At 61.4% G+C, this 20,418-nt stretch carries 20 protein-coding genes and 2 pseudogenes; 3 read left to right on the forward strand and 19 right to left on the reverse strand.

Annotated elements, in window-relative coordinates; all coding sequences use genetic code 11:
- Window positions 1–97: 97 nt before the first annotated feature.
- The 11 genes and pseudogenes from A0257_02490 to A0257_02540 form a co-directional block, all read right to left on the reverse strand.
- Window positions 98–871 (reverse strand): 7-alpha-hydroxysteroid dehydrogenase, encoded by a 774-nt coding sequence (locus A0257_02490; GenBank protein ID AMR26075.1) that lies wholly within the window; start codon window positions 869–871, stop codon window positions 98–100.
- A 186-nt stretch (window positions 872–1,057) separates the two neighbouring features.
- A pseudogene (locus A0257_02495) lies at window positions 1,058–2,404 on the reverse strand (6-aminohexanoate hydrolase).
- Between the two features lie 230 nt (window positions 2,405–2,634).
- Window positions 2,635–3,096, reverse strand: coding sequence for a hypothetical protein (locus A0257_02500; protein AMR26076.1), 462 nt, complete (start codon window positions 3,094–3,096; stop codon window positions 2,635–2,637).
- 180 nt (window positions 3,097–3,276) lie between these two features.
- Complete coding sequence (locus A0257_02505; GenBank protein ID AMR26077.1) at window positions 3,277–3,696, reverse strand: 5-hydroxyisourate hydrolase; 420 nt, start codon at window positions 3,694–3,696, stop codon at window positions 3,277–3,279.
- A gap of 94 nt (window positions 3,697–3,790) precedes the next feature.
- A complete protein-coding gene (locus A0257_02510) occupies window positions 3,791–4,327 on the reverse strand; it encodes a hypothetical protein (GenBank protein AMR26078.1) in 537 nt (178 codons plus the stop codon).
- Window positions 4,328–4,377: 50 nt separating this feature from the next.
- Window positions 4,378–4,782, reverse strand: a complete 405-nt coding sequence (locus tag A0257_02515; protein AMR26079.1) for a transcription elongation factor GreAB — start codon at window positions 4,780–4,782, stop codon at window positions 4,378–4,380.
- A 123-nt stretch (window positions 4,783–4,905) separates the two neighbouring features.
- On the reverse strand, window positions 4,906–5,328 hold the full coding sequence (locus A0257_02520; protein AMR26080.1) for a transcription elongation factor GreAB: 423 nt from the start codon (window positions 5,326–5,328) through the stop codon (window positions 4,906–4,908).
- Between the two features lie 71 nt (window positions 5,329–5,399).
- A pseudogene (locus A0257_02525) lies at window positions 5,400–6,833 on the reverse strand (glutamate synthase).
- A 210-nt stretch (window positions 6,834–7,043) separates the two neighbouring features.
- Window positions 7,044–8,408: a hypothetical protein gene (locus tag A0257_02530; protein ID AMR26081.1), complete on the reverse strand. Its 1,365-nt coding sequence runs from the start codon at window positions 8,406–8,408 to the stop codon at window positions 7,044–7,046.
- 69 nt (window positions 8,409–8,477) lie between these two features.
- The gene (locus A0257_02535; protein ID AMR29595.1) at window positions 8,478–9,152 is read right to left on the reverse strand and encodes a DNA-binding response regulator; all 675 of its coding nucleotides are present in this window, start codon (window positions 9,150–9,152) and stop codon (window positions 8,478–8,480) included.
- 171 nt (window positions 9,153–9,323) lie between these two features.
- Window positions 9,324–9,782: a cyclophilin gene (locus tag A0257_02540; GenBank protein ID AMR26082.1), complete on the reverse strand. Its 459-nt coding sequence runs from the start codon at window positions 9,780–9,782 to the stop codon at window positions 9,324–9,326.
- Window positions 9,783–9,950: 168 nt separating this feature from the next.
- Between A0257_02540 and A0257_02545 the strand changes: the two genes are divergently transcribed.
- A complete protein-coding gene (locus tag A0257_02545; protein ID AMR26083.1) occupies window positions 9,951–10,604 on the forward strand; it encodes a hypothetical protein in 654 nt (217 codons plus the stop codon).
- Between the two features lie 123 nt (window positions 10,605–10,727).
- Here A0257_02545 and A0257_02550 read toward each other — a convergent pair whose 3' ends face one another.
- The 4 genes from A0257_02550 to A0257_02565 all read right to left on the reverse strand — a co-directional run bounded on the left by A0257_02550 (window position 10,728) and on the right by A0257_02565 (window position 14,901).
- Window positions 10,728–11,612 carry a 6-phosphogluconate dehydrogenase gene (locus A0257_02550; GenBank protein AMR26084.1) on the reverse strand — a complete coding sequence of 295 codons (885 nt, stop codon included), beginning with the start codon at window positions 11,610–11,612 and terminating at the stop codon, window positions 10,728–10,730.
- Between the two features lie 147 nt (window positions 11,613–11,759).
- Complete coding sequence (locus A0257_02555) at window positions 11,760–12,686, reverse strand: ribosome small subunit-dependent GTPase A (GenBank protein AMR26085.1); 927 nt, start codon at window positions 12,684–12,686, stop codon at window positions 11,760–11,762.
- 244 nt (window positions 12,687–12,930) lie between these two features.
- On the reverse strand, window positions 12,931–14,184 hold the full coding sequence (locus tag A0257_02560; GenBank protein ID AMR26086.1) for a 3-deoxy-D-manno-octulosonic acid transferase: 1,254 nt from the start codon (window positions 14,182–14,184) through the stop codon (window positions 12,931–12,933).
- Between the two features lie 138 nt (window positions 14,185–14,322).
- A complete protein-coding gene (locus tag A0257_02565) occupies window positions 14,323–14,901 on the reverse strand; it encodes an alkyl hydroperoxide reductase (protein ID AMR26087.1) in 579 nt (192 codons plus the stop codon).
- A gap of 378 nt (window positions 14,902–15,279) precedes the next feature.
- Here A0257_02565 and A0257_02570 point away from each other — a divergent pair, with 378 nt between their 5' ends.
- Window positions 15,280–16,179: a transposase gene (locus tag A0257_02570; GenBank protein ID AMR29596.1), complete on the forward strand. Its 900-nt coding sequence runs from the start codon at window positions 15,280–15,282 to the stop codon at window positions 16,177–16,179.
- Here the strand turns inward: A0257_02570 and A0257_02575 are convergent.
- Window positions 16,119–17,405, reverse strand: coding sequence for a hypothetical protein (locus tag A0257_02575; protein AMR26088.1), 1,287 nt, complete (start codon window positions 17,403–17,405; stop codon window positions 16,119–16,121). The two genes, A0257_02570 and A0257_02575, sit on opposite strands and share 61 nt — an antisense overlap.
- A 90-nt stretch (window positions 17,406–17,495) precedes the next feature.
- Between A0257_02575 and A0257_02580 the strand changes: the two genes are divergently transcribed.
- Complete coding sequence (locus A0257_02580) at window positions 17,496–18,503, forward strand: fructose-bisphosphatase (GenBank protein ID AMR26089.1); 1,008 nt, start codon at window positions 17,496–17,498, stop codon at window positions 18,501–18,503.
- A 107-nt stretch (window positions 18,504–18,610) separates the two neighbouring features.
- Here the strand turns inward: A0257_02580 and A0257_02585 are convergent, their stop codons facing one another.
- The 3 genes from A0257_02585 to A0257_02595 all read right to left on the reverse strand — a co-directional run bounded on the left by A0257_02585 (window position 18,611) and on the right by A0257_02595 (window position 20,361).
- Window positions 18,611–19,114, reverse strand: coding sequence for a hypothetical protein (locus A0257_02585; protein ID AMR26090.1), 504 nt, complete (start codon window positions 19,112–19,114; stop codon window positions 18,611–18,613).
- Between the two features lie 109 nt (window positions 19,115–19,223).
- Window positions 19,224–19,592, reverse strand: a complete 369-nt coding sequence (locus A0257_02590) for an energy transducer TonB (protein AMR29597.1) — start codon at window positions 19,590–19,592, stop codon at window positions 19,224–19,226.
- 151 nt (window positions 19,593–19,743) lie between these two features.
- Window positions 19,744–20,361, reverse strand: a complete 618-nt coding sequence (locus A0257_02595; GenBank protein AMR26091.1) for a YihA family ribosome biogenesis GTP-binding protein — start codon at window positions 20,359–20,361, stop codon at window positions 19,744–19,746.
- Window positions 20,362–20,418 lie beyond the last annotated feature (57 nt).

Consider the following 20,418-nt stretch of genomic DNA (forward strand, 5'->3'; position numbering starts at 1 on the left):
GCCCGCGTAACTAACTATAAACGTTGAGGTTACTTGCGTGGTAGAGATGCTTCTTTCGTCAGCATGACGTTCTTCTTTAACCTATTCAGACAGAAACCTAATCCAGCGTTTGCTCGCCGCCGCCGTTCACGAACAGCACCTGCCCGCTCACCCAGGCCGACACCGGGGCCGCGAAGTAGAGCACCGCGCCGGCGATGTCGTCCACCTCGCCCAGGCGTTGCAGGGGCGTGTGGGCCAGCATCCGCTTCTCGATTTCGGGGGTGAGCACGGTGGCCAGCGCGCCGGTGCGCACCGCCCCCGGCCCGATGGCGTTCAGGCGCACGATGGGGCCGTAGTCAAAGGCCAGGTTGCGGGTCATGTGGTTGATGGCCGCCTTGGACGAAGCGTAGGCGCTGATGGCTGGGCTGTGGTTGATGCTGGCCATCGACGACATGTTGATGATGGAGCCGTAGCCGGCCGCTCGCATGTGGGGCGCGCACAGCTGGCACAAGCGCCACATGCTGAACACGTTCAGCTCAAAGACCCGCGCAAACTGCGCCACTGTAATCTGGTCGGGGCCTTCCTTGCCCGCGCCGCCGCCGCCCACGTTATTCACTAGAATGTGCAGGCCGCCGAACTCCTTTAGCGTCTGGTCCACCAGCGCGGTTAGGTCCTCGTCCTTGGTCACGTTGCAGGCCACGGCCAGGGTCTTGCCGCCGTCGGCTTTGATGGCATCCGCTGCCTTTTGGGCATCTTCCAGCTTGAGGTCGGCCACTACTACCTGGGAGCCGAAGGCAGCCAGCATCTTGCTGCTGGCCAGGCCGATGCCGTTGGCTCCGCCGGTGACGATGGCAGTTTTGCCGGTCAGGTCAAATAATTCAGCAGGCTTCATGAGTTCGGGGTTTAGGGTTGAGGAAAAGGAAATGGTTTTAGTTTCGCTAAAACGGCATGCTTAATCTGGCGTTCCGAAGGAAGCATCTCTACCGCTTTGTGTGAGCCGTTCAACGAAGCGGCAGAGATGCTTCCTTCGGAACGCCAGATTAAGCATGACGCTCTAATAACGAGTAGCAAAACCTGCTTACTTCTGCCGCATCAGGTACTCGGCCACGGCTTCGTAGGCGGGGAGGGAAGTGGGGTCGTTGGCCGCGTTGGCGGCCACGGGGTGCGAGGCCAGGCGCACGATGACCATCTCGGCGGCGGGGTCGATGTAAATGGTCTGGCCATACACGCCGCGGGCGGCGAAGGCCCCGTGCGCGTTTTCCGTCATCCACCACATATCGCGGTACGACCAGCCTTTCAGCTACGGGTGGCCCGATTTGGCGAATGCCGCCCGGCTGCCGCCCTGGCGGATATCCCGCACGGTGGCGGCGGGCAGCACCTGCTGGCCCTGGTAGCGGCCCTCGTTGCGAATCAGCTCGCCAAAGCGCGCCAAATCGCGTAGGCCCGCGTTCAGGCCGCCCCCGGCAAAGGGCGTTCCCAGCGCATCCGTCTGGTAATAAGCCGCTTGCTCGGCCCCGATTTTGCGCCAGATGCGCTCCGATACCAGCTCGGCCACCGACTTGCCCGAAACCCGCGCCACAATCCAACCCAGGGCATCGGCATTGATGGTGCGGTAACCAAAAGCTTCGCCGTGCTGACCCTGCTTCTGCACGGTTTCGAGGTAGGCGTAGTAGCCATTGGGACCGGTGTAGCCCTGGGGCTTGGGGTAGGGATTACCGGCCGCCGAAAACTGCCAGACCTCGGCTTTGGGGTCGGCGTAGTCCTCGCTGTATTTCAGGCCCGTCGTCATGTCCATCACCTGCCGCACGGTCGCATCGCTGAAGCCCGAATGTTGAAGCTCCGGCACGTAGGAGGCCACGGTGCGGGTTTCGTCCAGCTTGCCCTCCGCCACCAACATAGCGGCCAGCGTGCCGGTGAAGGACTTGGTAAGCGACATCACCGCGTGGACGTCGGTCGGCGTAAGCGCTCCGAAGTAGCGCTCGTACACCACCTTGCCGCGGTGCATAATCAGCATCCCATCGGTGTAGTTCTCACCCAGCGAAGCCTGCCAGGTCATGGGCTTGGTCGAATTCCAGGGCCGGAACGTGAGCGCGTCAATGCGCGCCATATCCAGGGCCTGGGGCAGCGGCGCGGGCGCGCCCAGGCCCGGCGACACGTCCACGGTGGGCAGCAGCTGGCGCATGTGCACCACGCTCCAGCGCAGCGCCGGAAACTTCAGAAACGAGCCGTCTTCTACGCTCAGCACCTTGTCGGGCGGCGGCGGGAAGCCCTGCATCCAGCCCAGCTTAAGCGGGTCGCTGGCGGCGGCCGAGGGGTAGGGCGGGCCGGTTTGAGCCTGCGCGTTGGGCATGGCAATGGTTGTTAGCAGGCCCGCCAACAGCAGTAAGGCAGCCGCTTGCGGACGCGGTGCAAAGAAAGTAGTCATAGCTGAGGCGGGTTGAGCTTAGGTAGCCATTAATTAGTAAAGTCAACTGGTTTTTACTAAAGCCGTTCAGGAAGCGAATCTGAGCGGCGCAACCAATGAGCGGGCTGCCGGCTTTTGGGCCGGCTGTCCGCTCGTTGGTCGCGCCGCTTGTTCTCGCGGGGAGCGGACAGCCGGCCCAAAAGCCGGCAGCCCGCCGCAAGGCCAACTCCTTAAAAGCCATCAGCCAAAACCTAGAAATACACGGCGTGAAACACGGCCAGCGGGGCGCGGCGGCCCACGTTCAGCATCAGCGTGTCGCCCCGCATGGTGTAGTTGTCGGCCTGGTTGAGCACTTCCAGAAACGCGTGCTCCGTGTCGGGGCCGGGGCAGGCTTTGAGGGTCGTCAGCAGGTTGGTGAAGCGCAGGCGCAGCTGGCTCTCGTTCAGCTCGTAGCGACCGTTGAGCACGTTGCAGCCGCCGAAGCCCGTCACGCGGCTGCTGTCTTTCAGCATAAAATACGCCTCGCGCTCCTGGTCGGGAGCCATCGTTACGGGCCGACCTTCCAGAGTCACCAGCTTCCAGTATTTATTCACGATGCCGTTGGTCCTCTGGCTCGTGCTGGTGGGGGGGGTAGGGATGGTAGTTTTCTTAGCTGATTCGCAGCCGGCCAGCAGGGCGGGCGCGAGCAGCAGGGCAAACAAAGCGTTTTTCATAACTCACAGATTTAGGACTTACGCAAGTGCCGTTTGTCATTGCGAGCGAAGCGCGGCAATCGCATTAGGACGACACCCACGCCAGTCGTTCAGCCATCGTTCTGGTGCGATTGCCGCGCTTCGCTCGCAATGACAAACGGCACTTGCGTAAGTCCTAAGATTAATAAAAACTACTCACGTTCAACTGCCCCGGTAAGTAGAGTAGCCGAAGGCCGATAACGTGATAGGTACGTGGTAATGAGCCCCGTCGGCCAATTCAAACACCACTTCTATGAAGGGGTAGAAGGACGTTTGATGCCGCGCCGCGAAGTAGGGCTTAGTCATAAAAACGAGCTTATAGATGCCGGTGGCGGGCGCTTTCTGGCCGGCCGTGGGCAAGAAATCGCCGATGCGGCCGGCCGCGTCGGTCTGCTTTTCGGCTACCTGGCTCCAGGTCTTTTTGGCGGCATCGTACTTTTCGAGGCGCACCAACACGCCGGGCGCGGGCTTGCCCTGGCCAATGTCGAGAATGTGGGTGCTAAGCTGGTAGGCGGGCAGCGTAGTCTGGGCCAGGCCCAGCAGCGGCAGCAGACTCAAAAGGCAAATAATCAGGGTTTTCAAAAGGAAAAGGAAAAAAGTGGAAAAAGTGGGTTTACGCTAAAGCCGTTTGTCATTGCGAGCAAAGCGAAGCAATGACAAACGGCGCTGGAAGCATCTAAGGAATGGTAATGCCAGCCTCCGGCAAGGCGGCGGCGTGGCCAAACAGGTCGTCGTTTTCGGCGCTGCCGCCGCCCGCTACCCCTACGCCGCCCACCACCTGCCCGTTGTGCCAGAGCGGCACGCCGCCGCCCAGCAGCAGCAGCTCGGGCAGGGTGTTGAGGTTTTGGGTATCGGGGTTGGCGCGGGCGTTGCGGCCCAGCAGCAGGGTAGGGGTTTTGGTGGAGAGGGCCGTGTAGGCCTTGCGCCGGGCGGCCTCCGTGTTGTGCGGCCCTACCCCGTCGCCGCGGCTCAGCAGCACCAGCTGCCCGCTGGCATCTACCACGGCCACTGATACTTGCTTGTCAAGCGTAGCGGCTTTGGCGCGTACCCGCTCGGCTATTTCCAGCGCTGCCCGCAGCGTGAGCTGGGCGGCCGGGGCCAGGTAGCGATTCAGCGCTGATGCCGTGCCGGCCGACGCGGGTTGGGGGCGGGTCTGGGCTACGGCCAGGGTAGGCCCCAGCCACAGGCCCAGCCCAAGCAGAAAATAATTCATCAAGTAGATGTTGAGGTAATGCGGGCTCACCGAGCCCGCGCTACGAAAGCTTAGCAAGTCAGGTCGCCGGCCGCTTCGGGCTGATACAGAATGGCTTCGACCTCATACGTGGCCGTGCCTTTGGGCACGGGCCAGAGTATCTGGCCGCCCACCCGGCAGCCGAGCACGGCGGTAGCCACCGGGGCCAGAATAGAGATTTTGCGCTGGGCCACGTTGGCATCCTTCGGAAATACGAGCGTAATTTCCAGCTCCGTCTTGCTTTGCAGCTCGCGCAGCCGCACCACCGAGTTCATGGTGATAACATCGGGCGGAATGGCCGTGGACTCGACCAGCTTGGCGCGCTTCAGCTCGTTGCCCAGCGGCATAACGCTCTCGTTGCCGCTAACCTGGCGCTCGGCCTGCACCAGGGCCAGTAGTTTGGCGTGGTCAGCTTTGGTCAAATAAATGGGTTTCATGTCTGATTTTGAGAATTTAGTTAGTGATAGCCGAGTAATTGCTACCTAAAAAGTGTGCCCTACCCCCCTGCTGCCGGGTAACCCGGCTAAGCCGAACATCCCGCGCGCGGGAGGGGGTAGGGGCTAGCTGACCCAGTCGCCGGCGGCCTCCGGCTGGTGCATAATGGCTTCGACCCAGTAGCTGGCCGGGCCTTCGGGGTGGCCCAGCTGAAACTGGTCGCCCAGGCGGCAGCCCAGCACCGCTACCCCCACCTGGCTCAGCACCGAGAGCCGCTCCCTGGCTGCGTCGGCCTCGGGCGGGTACACCAGGGTGAAGTGCAGCTCGTCGTCGCTCCGCATTTTGCGCAGCTTGAGGCGCGAATTCATCGTGACAACGTGCGGCAGAATGTCGTACGACTCCACCAAATGCGCGCGCTTCAATTCCTTTTGCAGCGCTGCTACCAGCGGGGTGGCGCCAGCCGCCGGCTCCTGCCGCACCAGGTCGGTCAGGCGCTCGTAGTCCAGCTTGGTCACGTAAATATCACCGGGAGTGTGTTGTATGCTCATTATATTCAAATGGTTACGGTTGAAGACGTGGCGTAGGTGTTGGCGGTTGGCGCGGCGGTGCCGGCCAGGCCGTAGATATCCTCGAAGCTGCGCACGGCATCGCTGCCTACCCGCCGGAAAACGCTGGCGGGGCTGACTTCGCGCAGGGTGCGGAAGCCGCAGGCCGCCATCAGCTCCACCGTGGCTTGCAGGGTGTGCTTGTGAAAATTGGCCACCCGCACGCGCTTGTCGGTCACGTCGAGGCCCCGGTACAGGCTTTTGTCCTGGGTGGCCACGCCCACCGGGCAGCGGCCCGAGTCGCACTTCAGGGCCTGAATGCAGCCCAGCGCGAACATCATACCCCTGGCGCTGTAGCAGGCGTCGGCCCCCAGCGCCAGCGCCTTGAGAATATCGACGCCGGTGATGATTTTGCCGGCCGCCAGCAGCGACACTTCCGGCCGCAGGCCGTAGTGACGCAGGCGGCGGTGGGCAAACGCGAGGGCATCGTAGAGCGGCGTGCCCAGGCTGTCGGCAAACTCCAGGGGCGCGGCCCCGGTGCCGCCCTCAGCCCCGTCAATAGCGATAAAATCGGGGTAGAGGCGGGCCACGTGCATGCCTTGGCACAGCGCCTCAAACTCGCCCTGACTGCCCACGCACAGCTTGATGCCCACCGGCTTACCCCCCGACAAGTGCCGAAGCTTATCCACAAACACCAGCAGCGAAAATACGTCGTGAAACGCCGCGTGGCCCGGCGGCGAGGCCACCGTGGTGTAGGGCACCACCCGGCGAATAGCCGCCACCTCGGGCGTGTTTTTGGCCGCCGGCAAAATGCCGCCGTGCCCCGGCTTGGCCCCTTGCGAGAGCTTCAGCTCCACCATTTTGATGTTAGGGTGGGCCGCCTGCTGCTTATACAGCTCCTCGCTGAACTGCCCGGCAGCATCGCGGCAGCCGAAGTAGCCGGTGCCGATTTGCCAGATTAAGTCGCCGCCGCCCGCTAGGTGGTAGGGGCTCACGCCGACCTCGCCGGTGTTGTGGGCAAAGCCGCCCAGCCGGGCCCCGCCGCTCAGGGCCTCAATGGCCGTCTGACTCAGCGAGCCGTAGCTCATGGCCGAAATATTGAAAATGCTGGCGCTATACGGCTGCCGGCAGCGCCTACCCCCAATGCGCACGCGCAGCTCGGGCTGGCGCACGGCCACCGGAAACAGGCTGTGCGCCAGCCACTCGTAGCCCACGGCCTGGCTGTTGGCCAGCATCCCGAAGGGCACGGTCTGGCGCACATCCTTGGCCCGCTGGTACACAATGGCGCGCTGCCGGCGGCTGAAGGGCTGGCCATCGAGGTCCGACTCGAAGAAATACTGCCGCAGCTCGGGCCGGATGCGCTCCAGCAGAAAGCGCAGGTTGCCCAGCACCGGGTAGAGGCGCAGCAGCGTGTGCTGCCGCTGCCGGATATTGTGCCAGTAGAGCAGATGCAGCGGCACCAGCACCAGCAGCCCCCACAGCGCCGCCGGCGCAGCAAGCGCGGCCACCGCCACCAATAAGTAGCCGCTTGCCAGCAGCAGGCCAGTCGTTTGGCGCACACTCAGGGAAGTTACCATAAGCAAGGGGGGTAGGGAGAAAAGCCAACGCGCCGCCCGCCAGTGTGGCCGGCGGGCAACTGGGGCAAAGGTGCCAACCCGACTTAAGAACGAGATGAGAAGCGTATGAGAAATGATGAGAACGCTTCTCACGCGGCTGCCTTACTGCGGCAACGCCGGCAGCCACACCTGCGCCACCGTGCCCTGGCCGGGTACAGAGGCCAGCTCCAGCCGGCCGCCGTGGCGCTGAATAATGCGCTGGGTGAGGGGTAGGCCCAGGCCGTAGCCGGGCCGGCCCAGCGCCCCGGCCGAGTGGTACAGCGGCTCGTAGATGTGGCCCAGCTCCTCGGCCGAGAGGCCGGGGCCTTCGTCGCTGATGCCCACATGCAGGGTGTGCGCGTCGGTGTACCCGACCTCGGTGTGTACCGGGCCAACCGAGTATTTGCCCGCGTTATCGAGCAAATTGAGCAGGGCTGTGGTCAGCAGCTCGGCATTGCCGGCCAGCATAAAGAGGTCGGCCTCGGTTTCGGCGGGTAGGTGCCGGAACGCCAGCCGCCACTCGCGGCCGGGGTAGGTGGCGCGCGCCAGCCGCAGGGCCTGGTTCAGGCACTCATCGAGGCGCACGGGCGCAAAGGCCGGCAGCGCGCCATCCACTTTGGCCAGGTTGAGCAGGCCGGTGGTGAGGTCACCGAGGCGGCGGGCGGCGGCCAGGCTTTCCGCCAGGCTTTGGCGGGCCTCGGGTAGCGTGGTGTCATATTCCAGGGCCGTTTCGAGGGTGCCCACCAGGCCCGTGAGGGGCGTGCGCAGCTCGTGCGAAGCGTGGGAAAGAAAGCTTTTCTGCGCGTCAAAGGCCTGCTCCAGCCCGGCCAGCACGCTGTTAAAATCCTGCGCCAGCTGGGCCAGCTCGTCGCGCCCGTTGCCTTCGGCCAGCCGCTGCCCCAGGCTGGTAGCCGAAATGCGCCGCGCCTGCCGGCTCAGGCGCGTGAAGGGCCGCAGCGCGCTGCGCGCAAACAGCCACGCGGCGGCCAGCGTCAGCAGCAGCGCGCCCACGTTGGCAAGCAGCAGCAGCCACCCCAGCTGCCGCTGCTGCGCCTGGCCCACCCGGTCTTCCGCCGACACAAAAATGCGGTAGTAGCCCGCCGCCGCGCCCAGCGGAAAAGCCATCCCCAGCGTTTCTTGGCCGTTTTGAGAGGGGTAGGAAAGTTGTTGGCCGGCGCCCAGCCCGGCGAGCCGCTCCCGGTTGGCGGCCTGGTCAAGGTGCTCGGCGCTGCGGTAGCGCAGCGAGTTGTCGGAGCCATAGAGGCTGATTTCCTCGCGGGGCAGCGTGAGCAGGTCGGGGCTGCGGGCCGGCTGCGGGGGCAGGTGCGCCAGCAGGCGGCCGGCCAGCGTGGCGCTGTTAGCCAGGCGCAGCTGAAAGCGCTCCGCCCGCATGGTCGCGTTGACGTAGTACACGCAGGCCGATAAGCTTAGCTGAATGCCCAGGGCCAGCAGGGTAAAGCGCAGCATCAGCTTATGGCGAATCAGCATGCTGGGTAGTACGAGTATAGTGGGTTGCTGAGGAAGGGCTGCGGCACGGATTGCCGCGCCCGCGCCGCCCTACCCCTCGCGCATGACGTAGCCCATGCCCACAACGGTGTGAATAAGCTTGGGCGTGAATTCGCGGTCAATTTTTTTGCGCAGGTAGCCGATATATACGTCAATAATATTGGTGGTCGTGTCAAAGTCCACTTCCCACACCCGCTCGGCAATATCCACCCGCGACACGATGCGGCCCTGGTTGAGCAGCAAGTGTTCCAGCAGCGAGTATTCGCAGCTGGTGAGGTCGATGCGCTGCCCGGCGCGGCACACAATCTTGGCATCCAGGTTCAGCTCCAAATCGGCCAGGCGCAGCAGCTGCGGGGTGCTGGTTTCGGCGTAGCGCTTGGTGAGCGCCCGCACGCGCAGCAGCAACTCCCGAAACGCGAAGGGCTTCACCAGGTAGTCGTCGGCCCCGGCCGCAAAGCCGGCCTCTTTGTCGGCCAGGCTGTCGAGGGAAGTGAGCAGCAGAATGGGCACCCGCTGCTGCCCGCCGCGCAGCAAGTGGCACAGCTCCACCCCGTTAAGGTAGGGTAGGTTCACGTCCAGAATCACCATGTCGTAGGGCTGCTGCTGGTAGAGCGACCAGCCCGAGCGCCCATCATAGGCCACGGTTAGCTCATAGCCCTCGTGCACAAACCCTTTCTTGACGAATGACGCCACCTGCGGGTCGTCTTCTACCAATAAAACTTTCATTTTTTTCAGGATTAGGTAACTGGTCAACCCAGACCCGGCCTGGTACTAACTGGTCAACTTAGCTCAGGGCGAGCCATATTCCGCTCGTGGTAAAACTTTATACACCAGCCTGGGAACCACTCCAAAGCGGTTCCCAGGCTGGTGTATGGCTTGAGGAAGTTAAAAAACCGACTACTCGTCTTTCACCACAATTTTGGTAATCTCGTCATTAGCGCTAATCTGGTCAATCACGTCCAGGCCGTCCACTACTTTGCCAAATACGGTATGCACGCGGTCGAGGTGAGCGGTATTCTGGCGGTCATGCACGATAAAAAACTGCGAGCCACCGGTGTCTTTGCCGGCGTGCGCCATGCTCAGCACGCCGCGCTCGTGGTGCTGGTTGTTGCCGCTGGTTTCGCACTTTATTTTGTAGCCGGGGCCGCCGGTGCCGGGCTGGCCCTTGGCGCCGGGCTTGGTGTTGGGGTCGCCGCCCTGAATCATGAAATTCGGGATAACGCGGTGAAACTTAGTGCCGTCGTAGAAGCCTTTGCTGGCCAGGTCGGTAAAGTTTTTAACGGTGTTGGGCGCGTCCTGCTCGTAGAACTCAACTTTCATTACCCCTTTGGGGGTGTGGATTTCAGCGGTTTTCATCAGAAAATAACCTGCGTAAAGGGTGGGAAAACAGCCCGGCTTTTTTGGCCTGGGCACTACGAAGGTAAAACAAGCGGCGGCGGGCGGGGTTTGCAGAACCAAACAGTCCAGCTACTAGGTGTGCCTGGGCTGGACTTTTCCCTACCCCCTCTTTTTTATCCTTTCCCCATGAAGAAGCTTTTCTTCCCCCTCGCCACCGCCTTCGCCCTCAGCCTCGGCCTCGGCCTTACTAGCTGCGGCAGCGACAAGACGGCCGAAACCACGACTACAACCACGCAAACGGAGGTCGGCACTGCTAACCCCGCCGACTCGGTAGCCGCGATGGCCGGCGACTCGGCCCGCATGGCCAAGCCCGGCGGCGTAATGGTGGACGGCGTGGCCATGACGGCCGACAAGAACATCGTGCAGAACGCGATGGCCGCCAAAAGCGTGAGCACGCTCGTGTCGCTGGTGAAGCAGGCCGGCCTGGTGCCGACGCTGGAAAGCGCGGGTCCGTTCACGGTTTTTGCCCCCACCAACGCCGCGTTCGATAAGCTGCCCAAGGCCGCCGTGGCCGCGCTTACCTCGCCCGCCGAAGCCGCCAAGCTCAAGGGCGTGCTGACCTACCACGTCATCGCCGGCCGCCTGCTGGCCGCCGACCTCAAAGATGGCCAGGAGCTAACCACCGTGAACGGCGAGAAGCTGCACGTCATGATTAAAGACGGCAAAGTGATGATTGGCAACGGCAAAGATGCCCCCGCCACCGTGCAAATCGCCGACGTAATTTCGAGCAACGGCGTTACCCACGTCATCGATACGGTAGTGCTGCCGCTGGCTAAGTAGCCTATTGTCCTTGCGAGCGCAACGAAGTGAAGCGCGGCAATCCTTACTTTTCGCTGAGGTAGTAACCCAACGTTGAGGAAGGATTGACGCGCTTCACTTCGTTGCGCTCGCAAGGACCAACGCTTACATTCCCGCGTCTTCTGACACGCGCTGGGCGAAACTGGCCCAGTCCACGTTGGGTTCGCCCAGCGCCACCGTGGCCGTGAGGCGGTCGCGGATGATGTTGGCGAAGGGCATGGGCACTTCGTTTTTGTAAGCCTCCTGCACCACCAGGTTCATATCCTTACGGATGATGGCGGGCGGCGCGCCCACCGGCTGGTAGTGCTGCTCGGCAATGAGCTTGCCGTAGCCTTTATAAATCGGGTTGTTGAAAAGCGTGCTGGTGAGCATGTTGTAAAAGTCCACGCGGTCGAGGCCGCACTTTTCGGCCAGCGTCAGCGCCTCGGCCAGGCCTTCAATCACGGTGCCGAGCAGGAAATTGCCGCAGAGCTTGGCCACGCTGGCCGCGCCGGGGTCGTCGCCAAAATCGTGGGTGCCCTGGCCAATGGCCGCCTGCGCTACCTTCAGCCGCTCGCGGGCTTCGGCCGGACCCGACGAACCCACCCAAAGCTTACCCGTAGCGGCCACATCGGGCTTGCCAAATACCGGCGAGGCCACCAGCACCGAGCCGTGGGCGGCGTGCGCCTCGGCCAGGCGGCGGTTGGTATCGGGCGCCACGGTGCTGCACGAAGCATGAATCGCGCCCTTCGGCAGGGCGCTCAGAATACCGTCGGGGCCGGTGGTCAGCTCTTCAAGCGCGTGGTCGTCGGTGACCATCGTGAAGACGATGGCGGCACCTTGCACCGCCGCGGCGGGGGTAGGGGCCACGGTGGCGCCCTGCTCCCGCAGCGGCTCGGCCTTGTCGGCCGTGCGATTATAAACGGTGAGCGGGAAGCCGGCTTTGAGCAGGTTGGCGGCCATCGCCGCGCCCATGCTGCCTAAGCCTAAAAAGGCAATCTTATCAGCCATAAAGAGAGGGGTAGGAAATTACTAAATCCGGCGATTGTACGCAGGAAACCGGCAGTTGGCTGGCCCTCTGCCAGCGTTCAGCCAAGTCGGTCATGCGCGTCTTTCAATGACCAGGGTCAAGAAATCGTAATTGCCCGGCGGCGGCCGTTAATGGCGGTTGTCCTCGTCGGCCAGCATACTCAGGTAGCTCTCGTAGCGGGGCACGGCCAGGCGGCCCTGGTCCACGGCCTCGCGCACGGCGCAGCCGGGCTCGTGCGTGTGCTGGCAGTTGTGGTACCGGCACTGGCCCAGCAGGGCGCGCATTTCCGGGAAGTAGCCCGCCAGCTCGGCGGCGGGCACGTCCACGAGGCCCAGCTCCTTGATGCCGGGCGTGTCGATGAGGTAGGTGCCGGGCACCACTTCCAGCATTTCGGCGAAGGTGGTCGTGTGCTTGCCCTTATCCGAAAAGGCGCTAATTTCGGCGGTTTTCAGGTCCAAATCCGGCACCAGCTCGTTGATAAGCGTGCTTTTGCCCACGCCCGAATGGCCCGAGAGTAGCGAGATTTTATTGGGCAGCAGCGCCGCTACGTCGGCCACATGCGCGCCGGTTTCGGCCGAGCACAGCACGCTGGCATAACCCAGGCTGGCGTACATTCCGGCAATCTGCTGCTGGTAATCGAGCGTGTCCGCGTCGTATAAATCGGACTTATTGAAAATCAGCAAAGCCGGCAGATGATACGCCTCGGCCGTGACCAGAAAGCGGTCGATAAACCCGAACGACGTGGCCGGCGACACCAGCGTGACCACCAGCAGCGCCTGGTCGAGGTTGGCCGCCACAATGTGGGCGTGCTCACTCTTGTGTACCGAGCGCCGGATAATGTAGTTGCGCCGCGGCTGAATGGTATGAATCACGCCCGCGCCCTCCGATTGCGCGGGCACTTCAAACTCCACCACGTCGCCCACGGCCAGCGGGTTGCTCACTTTCAGGCCCTGATTCTTGAACTTGCCGCGCAGCCGGCAGCGGTGCAACTGCCCGCCGGGCGTCTCGCGCACCACGTACCACGAGCCAGTAGATTTAACAACGACACCAGTCATTCTATTTAATTATGATAGGACTTACGCAGAAGACGTTTGTCATTGCGAGCATGTGGCGCATTAAGCAAGGTCGCGGCAATCGCACCAGAACGACTGGTGCGAGTATCGTTCGGGTGCGATTGCTTCGCTTTGCTCGCAATGACAGACGATTTGCGTAAGTCCTGTATGAATTATGAATTATAAATTATGAGTTGAGAATTGATTGCTTTGCCACTTTGCCAAAGCAAGCGGCGCAATTCATAATTCATAATTCATAATTCATAATTTTTAATTGCCGCAAAATGCGGCCCGTAGCCCCCGCGTGCGTATGCACGTACTCCAAGCTCATATCCTGCACCTTGAGGCGCGCCTCCTCATTATAATATAACCGGTCAAACGCCGCTTCCAGCTGCCGGGCCGAGGCCACCGAAAAGGCGCAGCCCAGCTCCACCAGCTCCACGGCCTCCTGAAATCGCTCGTAGCGCGGCCCGAAAAACACCGGCAGCCCGAACGCCGCCGCCTCCAGCGTGTTGTGCAGCCCCGCCCCAAACGCCCCACCGATGTACGCAAAACGCCCAAACCGGTAGAGCTGGCTCAGCATCCCCACGTTGTCGATGAGCAGCAGGCGGGCGTCGGCCACGGCGAGGGGGGTAGCGCGCGAGTAGCGCACCGTGAGGCCCGGCAGCGCTGCCTCAATCTCCAGCAAATGCGCCTCGCTCACCTCGTGGGGCGCGATGATGAAGCGCATGGCGCGGGCGTGCTTGCGCAACAGCGGGGCCAGCGCGGGCAGGTCTTCGGGCCAGATGCTGCCAGCCACCAGCGTGGGCGCGCCGTCGGCCCCGAAGGCTTCGGCGAGGGGTAGGGGCCGGGCGGGAGCCAGCGCCGTGGCCGCCACAGTGTCGAAGCGCGTGTCGCCGGCCACCGTCACGCCCGTTAGGCCAATGCCGCGCAGCAGCTCGGCCGAGGCCTCATTCTGCGTGAAAATATGGCTGAGCTGGCCCAATATCTTCCGAAAAAAGCCACCCCAGGGCCGGAAGAAAATCTGGTTGGGTCGAAAAATCGCCGCTACTACCACCGCCGGAATTCCCCGCTCGCGCAATTCGCGCAGGTAGTAATACCAGAATTCATACTTCACGAAAACGGCCAGCCGTGGCCGCACCAGGCGCACAAACTCGCGGGCATTGCCGGCCGAGTCGAGCGGCAGGTAGAAGACGTAATCGGCCCCCGGCCAGCTCTTACGCACCTCGTAGCCCGAGGGTGAGAAAAACGTGAGCACAATTTTGTGCGTGGGATATTGCCGCCGCAGGCCCTCGATGAGTGGCCTGCCCTGCTCAAACTCGCCCAGCGAGGCGCAATGCACCCACAGGCGCGGGGCCGCATCGGCGGCCAGCGCCCGCTCAATGTGGGGTAGCAGCCCCGCGCGGCCCGCCACCCAGGCGGCAGCCTTGGGTACGAATGGCGCTACCAGCCTAAGCAGCAGCGCATAAAGCGAAAGTCCTACAGAATATAGAAAGCGCAAAAAAGGCCGCCCCCAGTAACAAAATGCCCGAGTGCGGCCCCAAAATTACTTTCCAGTTCGTAGTTTCTGGTTCGTAGTTCCTGGTTTCTAGTTCCTAGTTGTCGTTCAAACTAGGAACTAGGAACAAGAAACCAGAAACTAGGAACCTGCCTCCCAGTCGGCGGGGCAGGTTTCGCCGTGTTCTTCGAAGTGACGCAGGGCATCAACTATGCGCAAGGAGTCGGAAATGCGGCGGCCCAGCGGCCGGTCGTTCACGAGCTGGTGGCGCACGATGCCGTCGCGGTCAATCAAAAACACCGCGCGGTAGGCCTGCGGCGTGCCCACAAACACCATCTCGCCGGTTTCGCTGTAGTCGAAGTGGCCGGCCAGCACGTCGTAGTTGGCCGAAATCGTCTTGGTTGCGTCGGCCACCAGGGGGTAGGTCACGCCCGCCACGCCGCCCTCGTCGATGGGCGTGCGCAGCCAGGCCTGATGCACCTGGTGCGAATCGGTGCTGCACCCAATCACGGCCACGCCCCGGCGCTCAAACTCAGGCAGCAGCTTTTGAAACGCTAGCAGCTCGGTAGGGCAGAGGCCCGAAAAATCGGCGGGGTAAAAAAACAGCAGCACGTAGCGCTTGCCAAGGTAGCGGTCGAGCGAAAATTCTTCTTCCAGCTGCTGGCCAATAACGGCGGTGGCCTTGAAAGCAGGCGCGCGCTTCCCAACGAGAACAGGCATCTTTTTAAGTTATGAAGTAGAAATTATGAATTAGCGCTCTGCGAACTTCTGCGTAAGCCTCTGCGCCTTCTGCGGGAAATGACGCCCGCGCCTACTACTCCAAAACCTACCCAACAGTTATTCACGCACCAAAAACTGAAACGTGCTGCGCGTGCGCTGCTCCAGCAGCAGCGTGCGCCCGGCCGTCAGCCGCGCAATGCTACCCTCGTCGTAATGCTTTAGGACTTACGCACTTGGTGGTAACTTGAGAAAAAGCCTAGCCCAATGGTGACGCAAGCAACCTACATCGAGTACCTGCTCAGTACGCCCCGCAATTATACGTGCACGCACCTTGCCGAGCACTTGCCGCAGGTGAGCCACGACCAAGTGAACCGGTTTTTGCGCCGCAGCTCGTTCTCACCCACGCAGTTGCGGGAGTTGGTGCTACCCTTGTTGAGTGACTCGCCCGAGGCCTTTTTGTTCGTCGACGACAGTGTGCAGGACAAGCGCTACAGCCGTTTTATCGAGGTGGCCAAGCGCCAGTACTCCGGCGCCGCCCACGGCTTGGTGACCGGCATCTGCTTGGTCAACCTGGTGCACAGCAGTGGGGAGGCCGGTGATTTTCTGCCCCTGGACTACCGCGTGTACGCCCCGCAGCAGGATGCGCTGAGCAAGAACGAGCATTTCCAGGCCATGTTCGCCCACGTGGTGGCCGAAGACAAAATCCAGGCCCGCACCCTCTTGTTCGATGCCTGGTACAGCGGCAGCGAGAACCTGAAGCGCATTCACCGCGCCGGTTGGACGTTTTTCACGACCCTGAAAAGCAACCGGTTGGTGAGTGCGAACAAGGAGACGGGCTATCAAGCCCTGGACGCAGTGGACCCGCCGCCGGGCGGGTGGAGCACGGGGTTGGAAGTGCGCTTAAAGCAGGTGCCGTTTGCGGTGCGTTTGTTCAAGCTGGTCGCCGCCAACGGCGACATTGAATGGGTCGTGACCAATAACTTCGCCTTCACCCTGACCCAGCAACTCGTCGAAGTCACGACCCGCACGCGCTGGCAGGTGGAAGAGTTTCACCGCAGCTTCAAGCAGCTCACCGGGGCTGAAAAATGCCAGTGCCGCCGTGCCCAGGCCCAGCGCAACCACTTGGCTTGTTGCTACCTGGCCTGGGTGTCCTTGCGCCAGTTTGCCCGCCAAACCGCCCAAACCCTGTACCAAGCCCATCAGCAGCAGTGGGCTCCTTATCTGCGCCAGTTGCTAGCCAAACCCCTCATTCCAGCGCTAATACCGACGAGTGCGTAAGTCCTATGCTTGATGGTAAACAGCGTCAGGTCCGCATTATACTGCACCCGAAACTGCCCTTGCAGCAATTCCAGCAGCCGCCGTACGCGCATTTCGACGTAATCGACGCACACTGAAAAGCTGATGGCCGAGTTTTGCATCAGATTAATTTTGAGCCGCGCCTGGGCCAGCGCCCCAAAAATCACCTCCAGATTTTCTTCCGAAATAAACGCGAAATCCTTGCTCTCAAACGACAGCAAACACTGGCCGCCCTTGCGAATAAACGCCGGCACCAACGGCGCGTGCTGACAGTCGTGGATGAGCGTGCCCGGCGCGGCCGGGTCCAGAAATGAGCGCACCCGCAGCGGAATGCCGCGCTCGGCCAGCGGCTTCAAGGTCTTGGGGTGAATGACACTGGCCCCATAAAACGCCATCTCGATGGTTTCCTGGTAGCTGATTTCGGGATACAGCACCGTATCGGCAAAGAGCTTGGGGTCGGCGTTGAGCAGGCCCGGCACGTCCTTCCAGATGGTCACGCCCTCGGCCCGTAGGCAGTAGGCGAAGATGGCCGCCGAGTAGTCGGAGCCTTCGCGGCCGAGGGTAGTGGTGCGGTGGTCGGCTGTAGCGCCAATGAAGCCTTCGGTTACAATAATTCTTGCACCACAGTAAACCATTGAGTGAATTTCCTCTTGCACTCGCTTTTGGGTTTCTTCCCAATCGACTCGCCCTTCGCGCCAAGTATCATCTGTTACAATGCCCGACCCGCGCAAGTACATGTCCGCTTCATCAGGCATGCTAGCTGTTAGGGCAGAATAAACTAAATAAGCGGAAAACTGCTCTCCAAAACCAACTATTTGGTCGTACCCTTCATCATAACTTTTATTTGGCGAAAGGTTTACCAGCCGGTGTGTGAGCTCTTTAAATCCGATAACTAAATCAGGGTCCGATTTAGTTGGGTTTGGCTCGTGATAAGTATCAGGTAACGCGCTGCTTAATTCTGCGCTGACCCGCTGGTGATAAGCCTCCAGCGCCGCCAACTGCACCGTGTAGTCCTGCCCATGATACGCCAAATCATAAATCTCCTCCAGCGCATTCGTCGTTTTGCCCATCGCTGAAACCACAATAAGCAGCGGCCCTACCCCCCCATATTCCTTCACAATGCGGCAGAGGTTCAATATCGCCGCCGCGTCCTTTACCGAGGCACCGCCAAATTTATAGACTTGCAAGCCGGTCAGTTCTTTTTCCATAGGCCCCAAAACTAGGGGGTAGGGCACGTTTGGGCCGCCGCCCCGGCAATGGTAGCTTTGCGCTAGCCCTTTAGGCCCCCGCTATTTTTCATGGACCACAATAAATTCGCCCTCCCCGTCGGCACGACCCTCGACCGCTTCATCATGCGCAAGCAGGAAGATTTCCCCTATGCCACCGGGGAGCTGTCGCAGCTGCTGCGCGATATCGCGCTGGCCGCCAAAATCGTGAACCGCGAAATCAACCGCTCGGGCCTCATCGACATTGCCGGTGCCTACGGCAGCCAGAACGTGCAGGGCGAAGACCAGCAGAAGCTCGACGTGATTGCCAACATCCGCTTCATCCGGGCGCTGCGCAACGGCGGCGAAGTCTGCACCATCATCTCGGAGGAGGACGACGACATCATCCAGACCGGCAACAACCAGGGCAAATACGTGGTGGCCATCGACCCGCTCGACGGGTCCAGCAATATTGATGTCAACGTCAGCATCGGCACCATTTTCAGCATCTACCGGCGCGTGTCGCCCACCGGCCGCGAGGGCACCAGCGCCGACTGCCTCCAGCCCGGCACCCACCAGGTAGCGGCCGGCTACGTCATCTACGGCTCCAGCACCATGCTCGTGTACACGACCGGCAACGGTGTCAACGGCTTCACCTACGAGCCCAGCCTGGGCGAATTCTTCCTCTCGCACCCCGACATCCAGACGCCCAAAACCGGCGTCGTTTACTCCATCAACGAGGGCTCGTCCGACTCCTTCTCGCCCGGCGTAGCCGCGTTCGTCAAGCACTGCAAAGACGAGAAATTCTCGGCCCGCTACATCGGCTCGCTGGTGGCCGATTTTCACCGGAATTTATTGAAAGGTGGCATCTACATCTACCCCGCCACCGCCAAAGCGCCCGGCGGCAAGCTGCGCCTCATGTACGAGTGCAACCCGCTGGCCTTCATCGTGGAGCAAGCCGGCGGCAAAAGCTCCAATGGCTACTTGCGCACCCTCGAAATTGAGCCCAAAGCCTGCCACGAGCGCTGCGCCGTTTTCATCGGCAGCACCGAGCTGGTCGAGCAGGCCGAAGCCTTCCTGGCCAAAGAAAATGCAGGGTAAGCTTTAGCTTGCCGCCACCCGAGCAACGCGGCAAGCTAAAGCTTGCCCTACGCACAAAAAAGCCGTTCCTGCCAGCAGGAACGGCTTTTTTGTGTCAAATAAAAAATCTACTTCGTGACTTCGGGGTTGCCGGAGGGGGTAGGGGCCTCATCGGCCTCGCCAATTACGCCGCCGGTGCTCAGCGGCTCATCGGCGGTTGACTCAGCTTCGGTGGCCTCTGTGTAAGGCACGAATTGGCTCACGATGCCGTACCAGTTGGTCAGCTTCTTGATGTCGGACAGGTACACGCGCTGGCGGTCGTACTCGGGCAGCACCTCACCCAGAAAGCTGGTCAGCTCCTCGTCTGGCGACTTGCTCGTTACGGGCAGGTTCGCGCCGTGCTGCTGGTGAATGCGCTCAAACACCTCCGCCAGCGACACCGTCTCGTCCGAGTCGTGGGTGTAAATGCCGATTTCGCTCAGCAGCGACACTTTGTTGCTGGCCGGAGCCAGCGAGCGGGTAGCTTTGGCATCCAGGCTTTCGACCAACACACCGTGGCGGGCCGGGCGCACCAGGCGGTAGAGGCCGGGCTGGCCGCTGATGGCCGCCAGTTCTTTCAAATCGTAAGGCATTCTTTTTAGAGTTAAGAGTTATAAGTTAAGAGTTGAGAGTTATGAGTTAAAAGTTGCGGGTTGCTGAAAAACAACTCATAACTTTTAACTCATAACTCTCAACTCTTAACTAATTTTCCACCGTATTTGCCCCGGTCATGCCGAGCTTAAAATCAATGGGTAGGCTGGTTAAAATCGGGTATTCGGGCTTCTTAAACTTGAGCAGGCGCACCACGCGGGCCGCTTCGTCGCCGGTGCCGCCACCCACCTGCTTCACAATGCGCAGGCCCTGAATGTTGCCATCCGGGTTCAGTGTGAAGCTGATAATGCAGCGCCCCTGCATCCGGTTGCGCTTGGCCAGCAGCGGGTATTTCAGTTCCTTGGCAATAAAAGCATACATGGCTTCCTGCCCCCCTTCGTAGTAGGCCGCCACCGGAATTTCGGCCGCCACGTGGTTTAGTCCGGCACCCTGTTCGGTCTGCGGCCGGTCTTTGGGCATGGGCGGGGTGTTGGATTTAGGCGTTTGGGCCTGGGCCGTGGCCAGCAATCCGCACAGGGCCAGCGGCGTCAGCAGCAGTTTTTTCATGGGTGGTGGGTAATTTAGAAAACGGGAAGACCCTGCCGTTGGGCAATTGAGGGGCCAAAAGTAACTAGGCGCTCGCCGCATCGGCCGCCACCTGCCGGTTTATCTCCTCAATAAAGTCCAACACCTCCTCGCGGCCCAGCCCCGTTTCGGCCGACGTCACGAAGTGGCGCGGCAGTTCGTCCCAGGTTTCGCCCATCTTGGTCAGGTAGGCCGCGATGAGCGCCTTGGTCTGGCTGGTCGATTGCTTGTCAGTCTTCGTAAAAATCATGATAAACGGCACGCCCGCCTCGCCCAGCTTGGTCATAAACTCCAGGTCGGCTGCCTGCGGCGCGTGGCGCGAGTCCAGCAGCACACACACGCAGGTCAGGTTTTCGCGCTTGGCCAGGTAGGCATTTATCATCTTGCTCCAGTCGGCGCGCGAGGTTTTGCTTACCCTGGCGTAGCCATAGCCCGGCAAGTCAACCAGATACCACTCGTCGTTGATATTGAAGTGGTTGATAACCTGCGTCTTGCCAGGCGTGCTCGACGTTTTGGCTAATCCCGCGCGGCCCGTGAGCATGTTTATCAGCGACGACTTGCCCACGTTGGAGCGCCCAATGAAGGCATACTCGGGCCGGGTGGGGGTAGGGCAGGCCGCAATCTGGGTGTTGCTGCTTAAAAAACTTGCTTCACGAATTAGCATATTATGGGTTACCTATGGGGCAGTGTGGGTACAAAGATGCGGCAGGCTATAAGTATT

The sequence above is a fragment of the Hymenobacter psoromatis genome (genome assembly GCA_001596155.1).
Lineage (GTDB): Bacteria > Bacteroidota > Bacteroidia > Cytophagales > Hymenobacteraceae > Hymenobacter.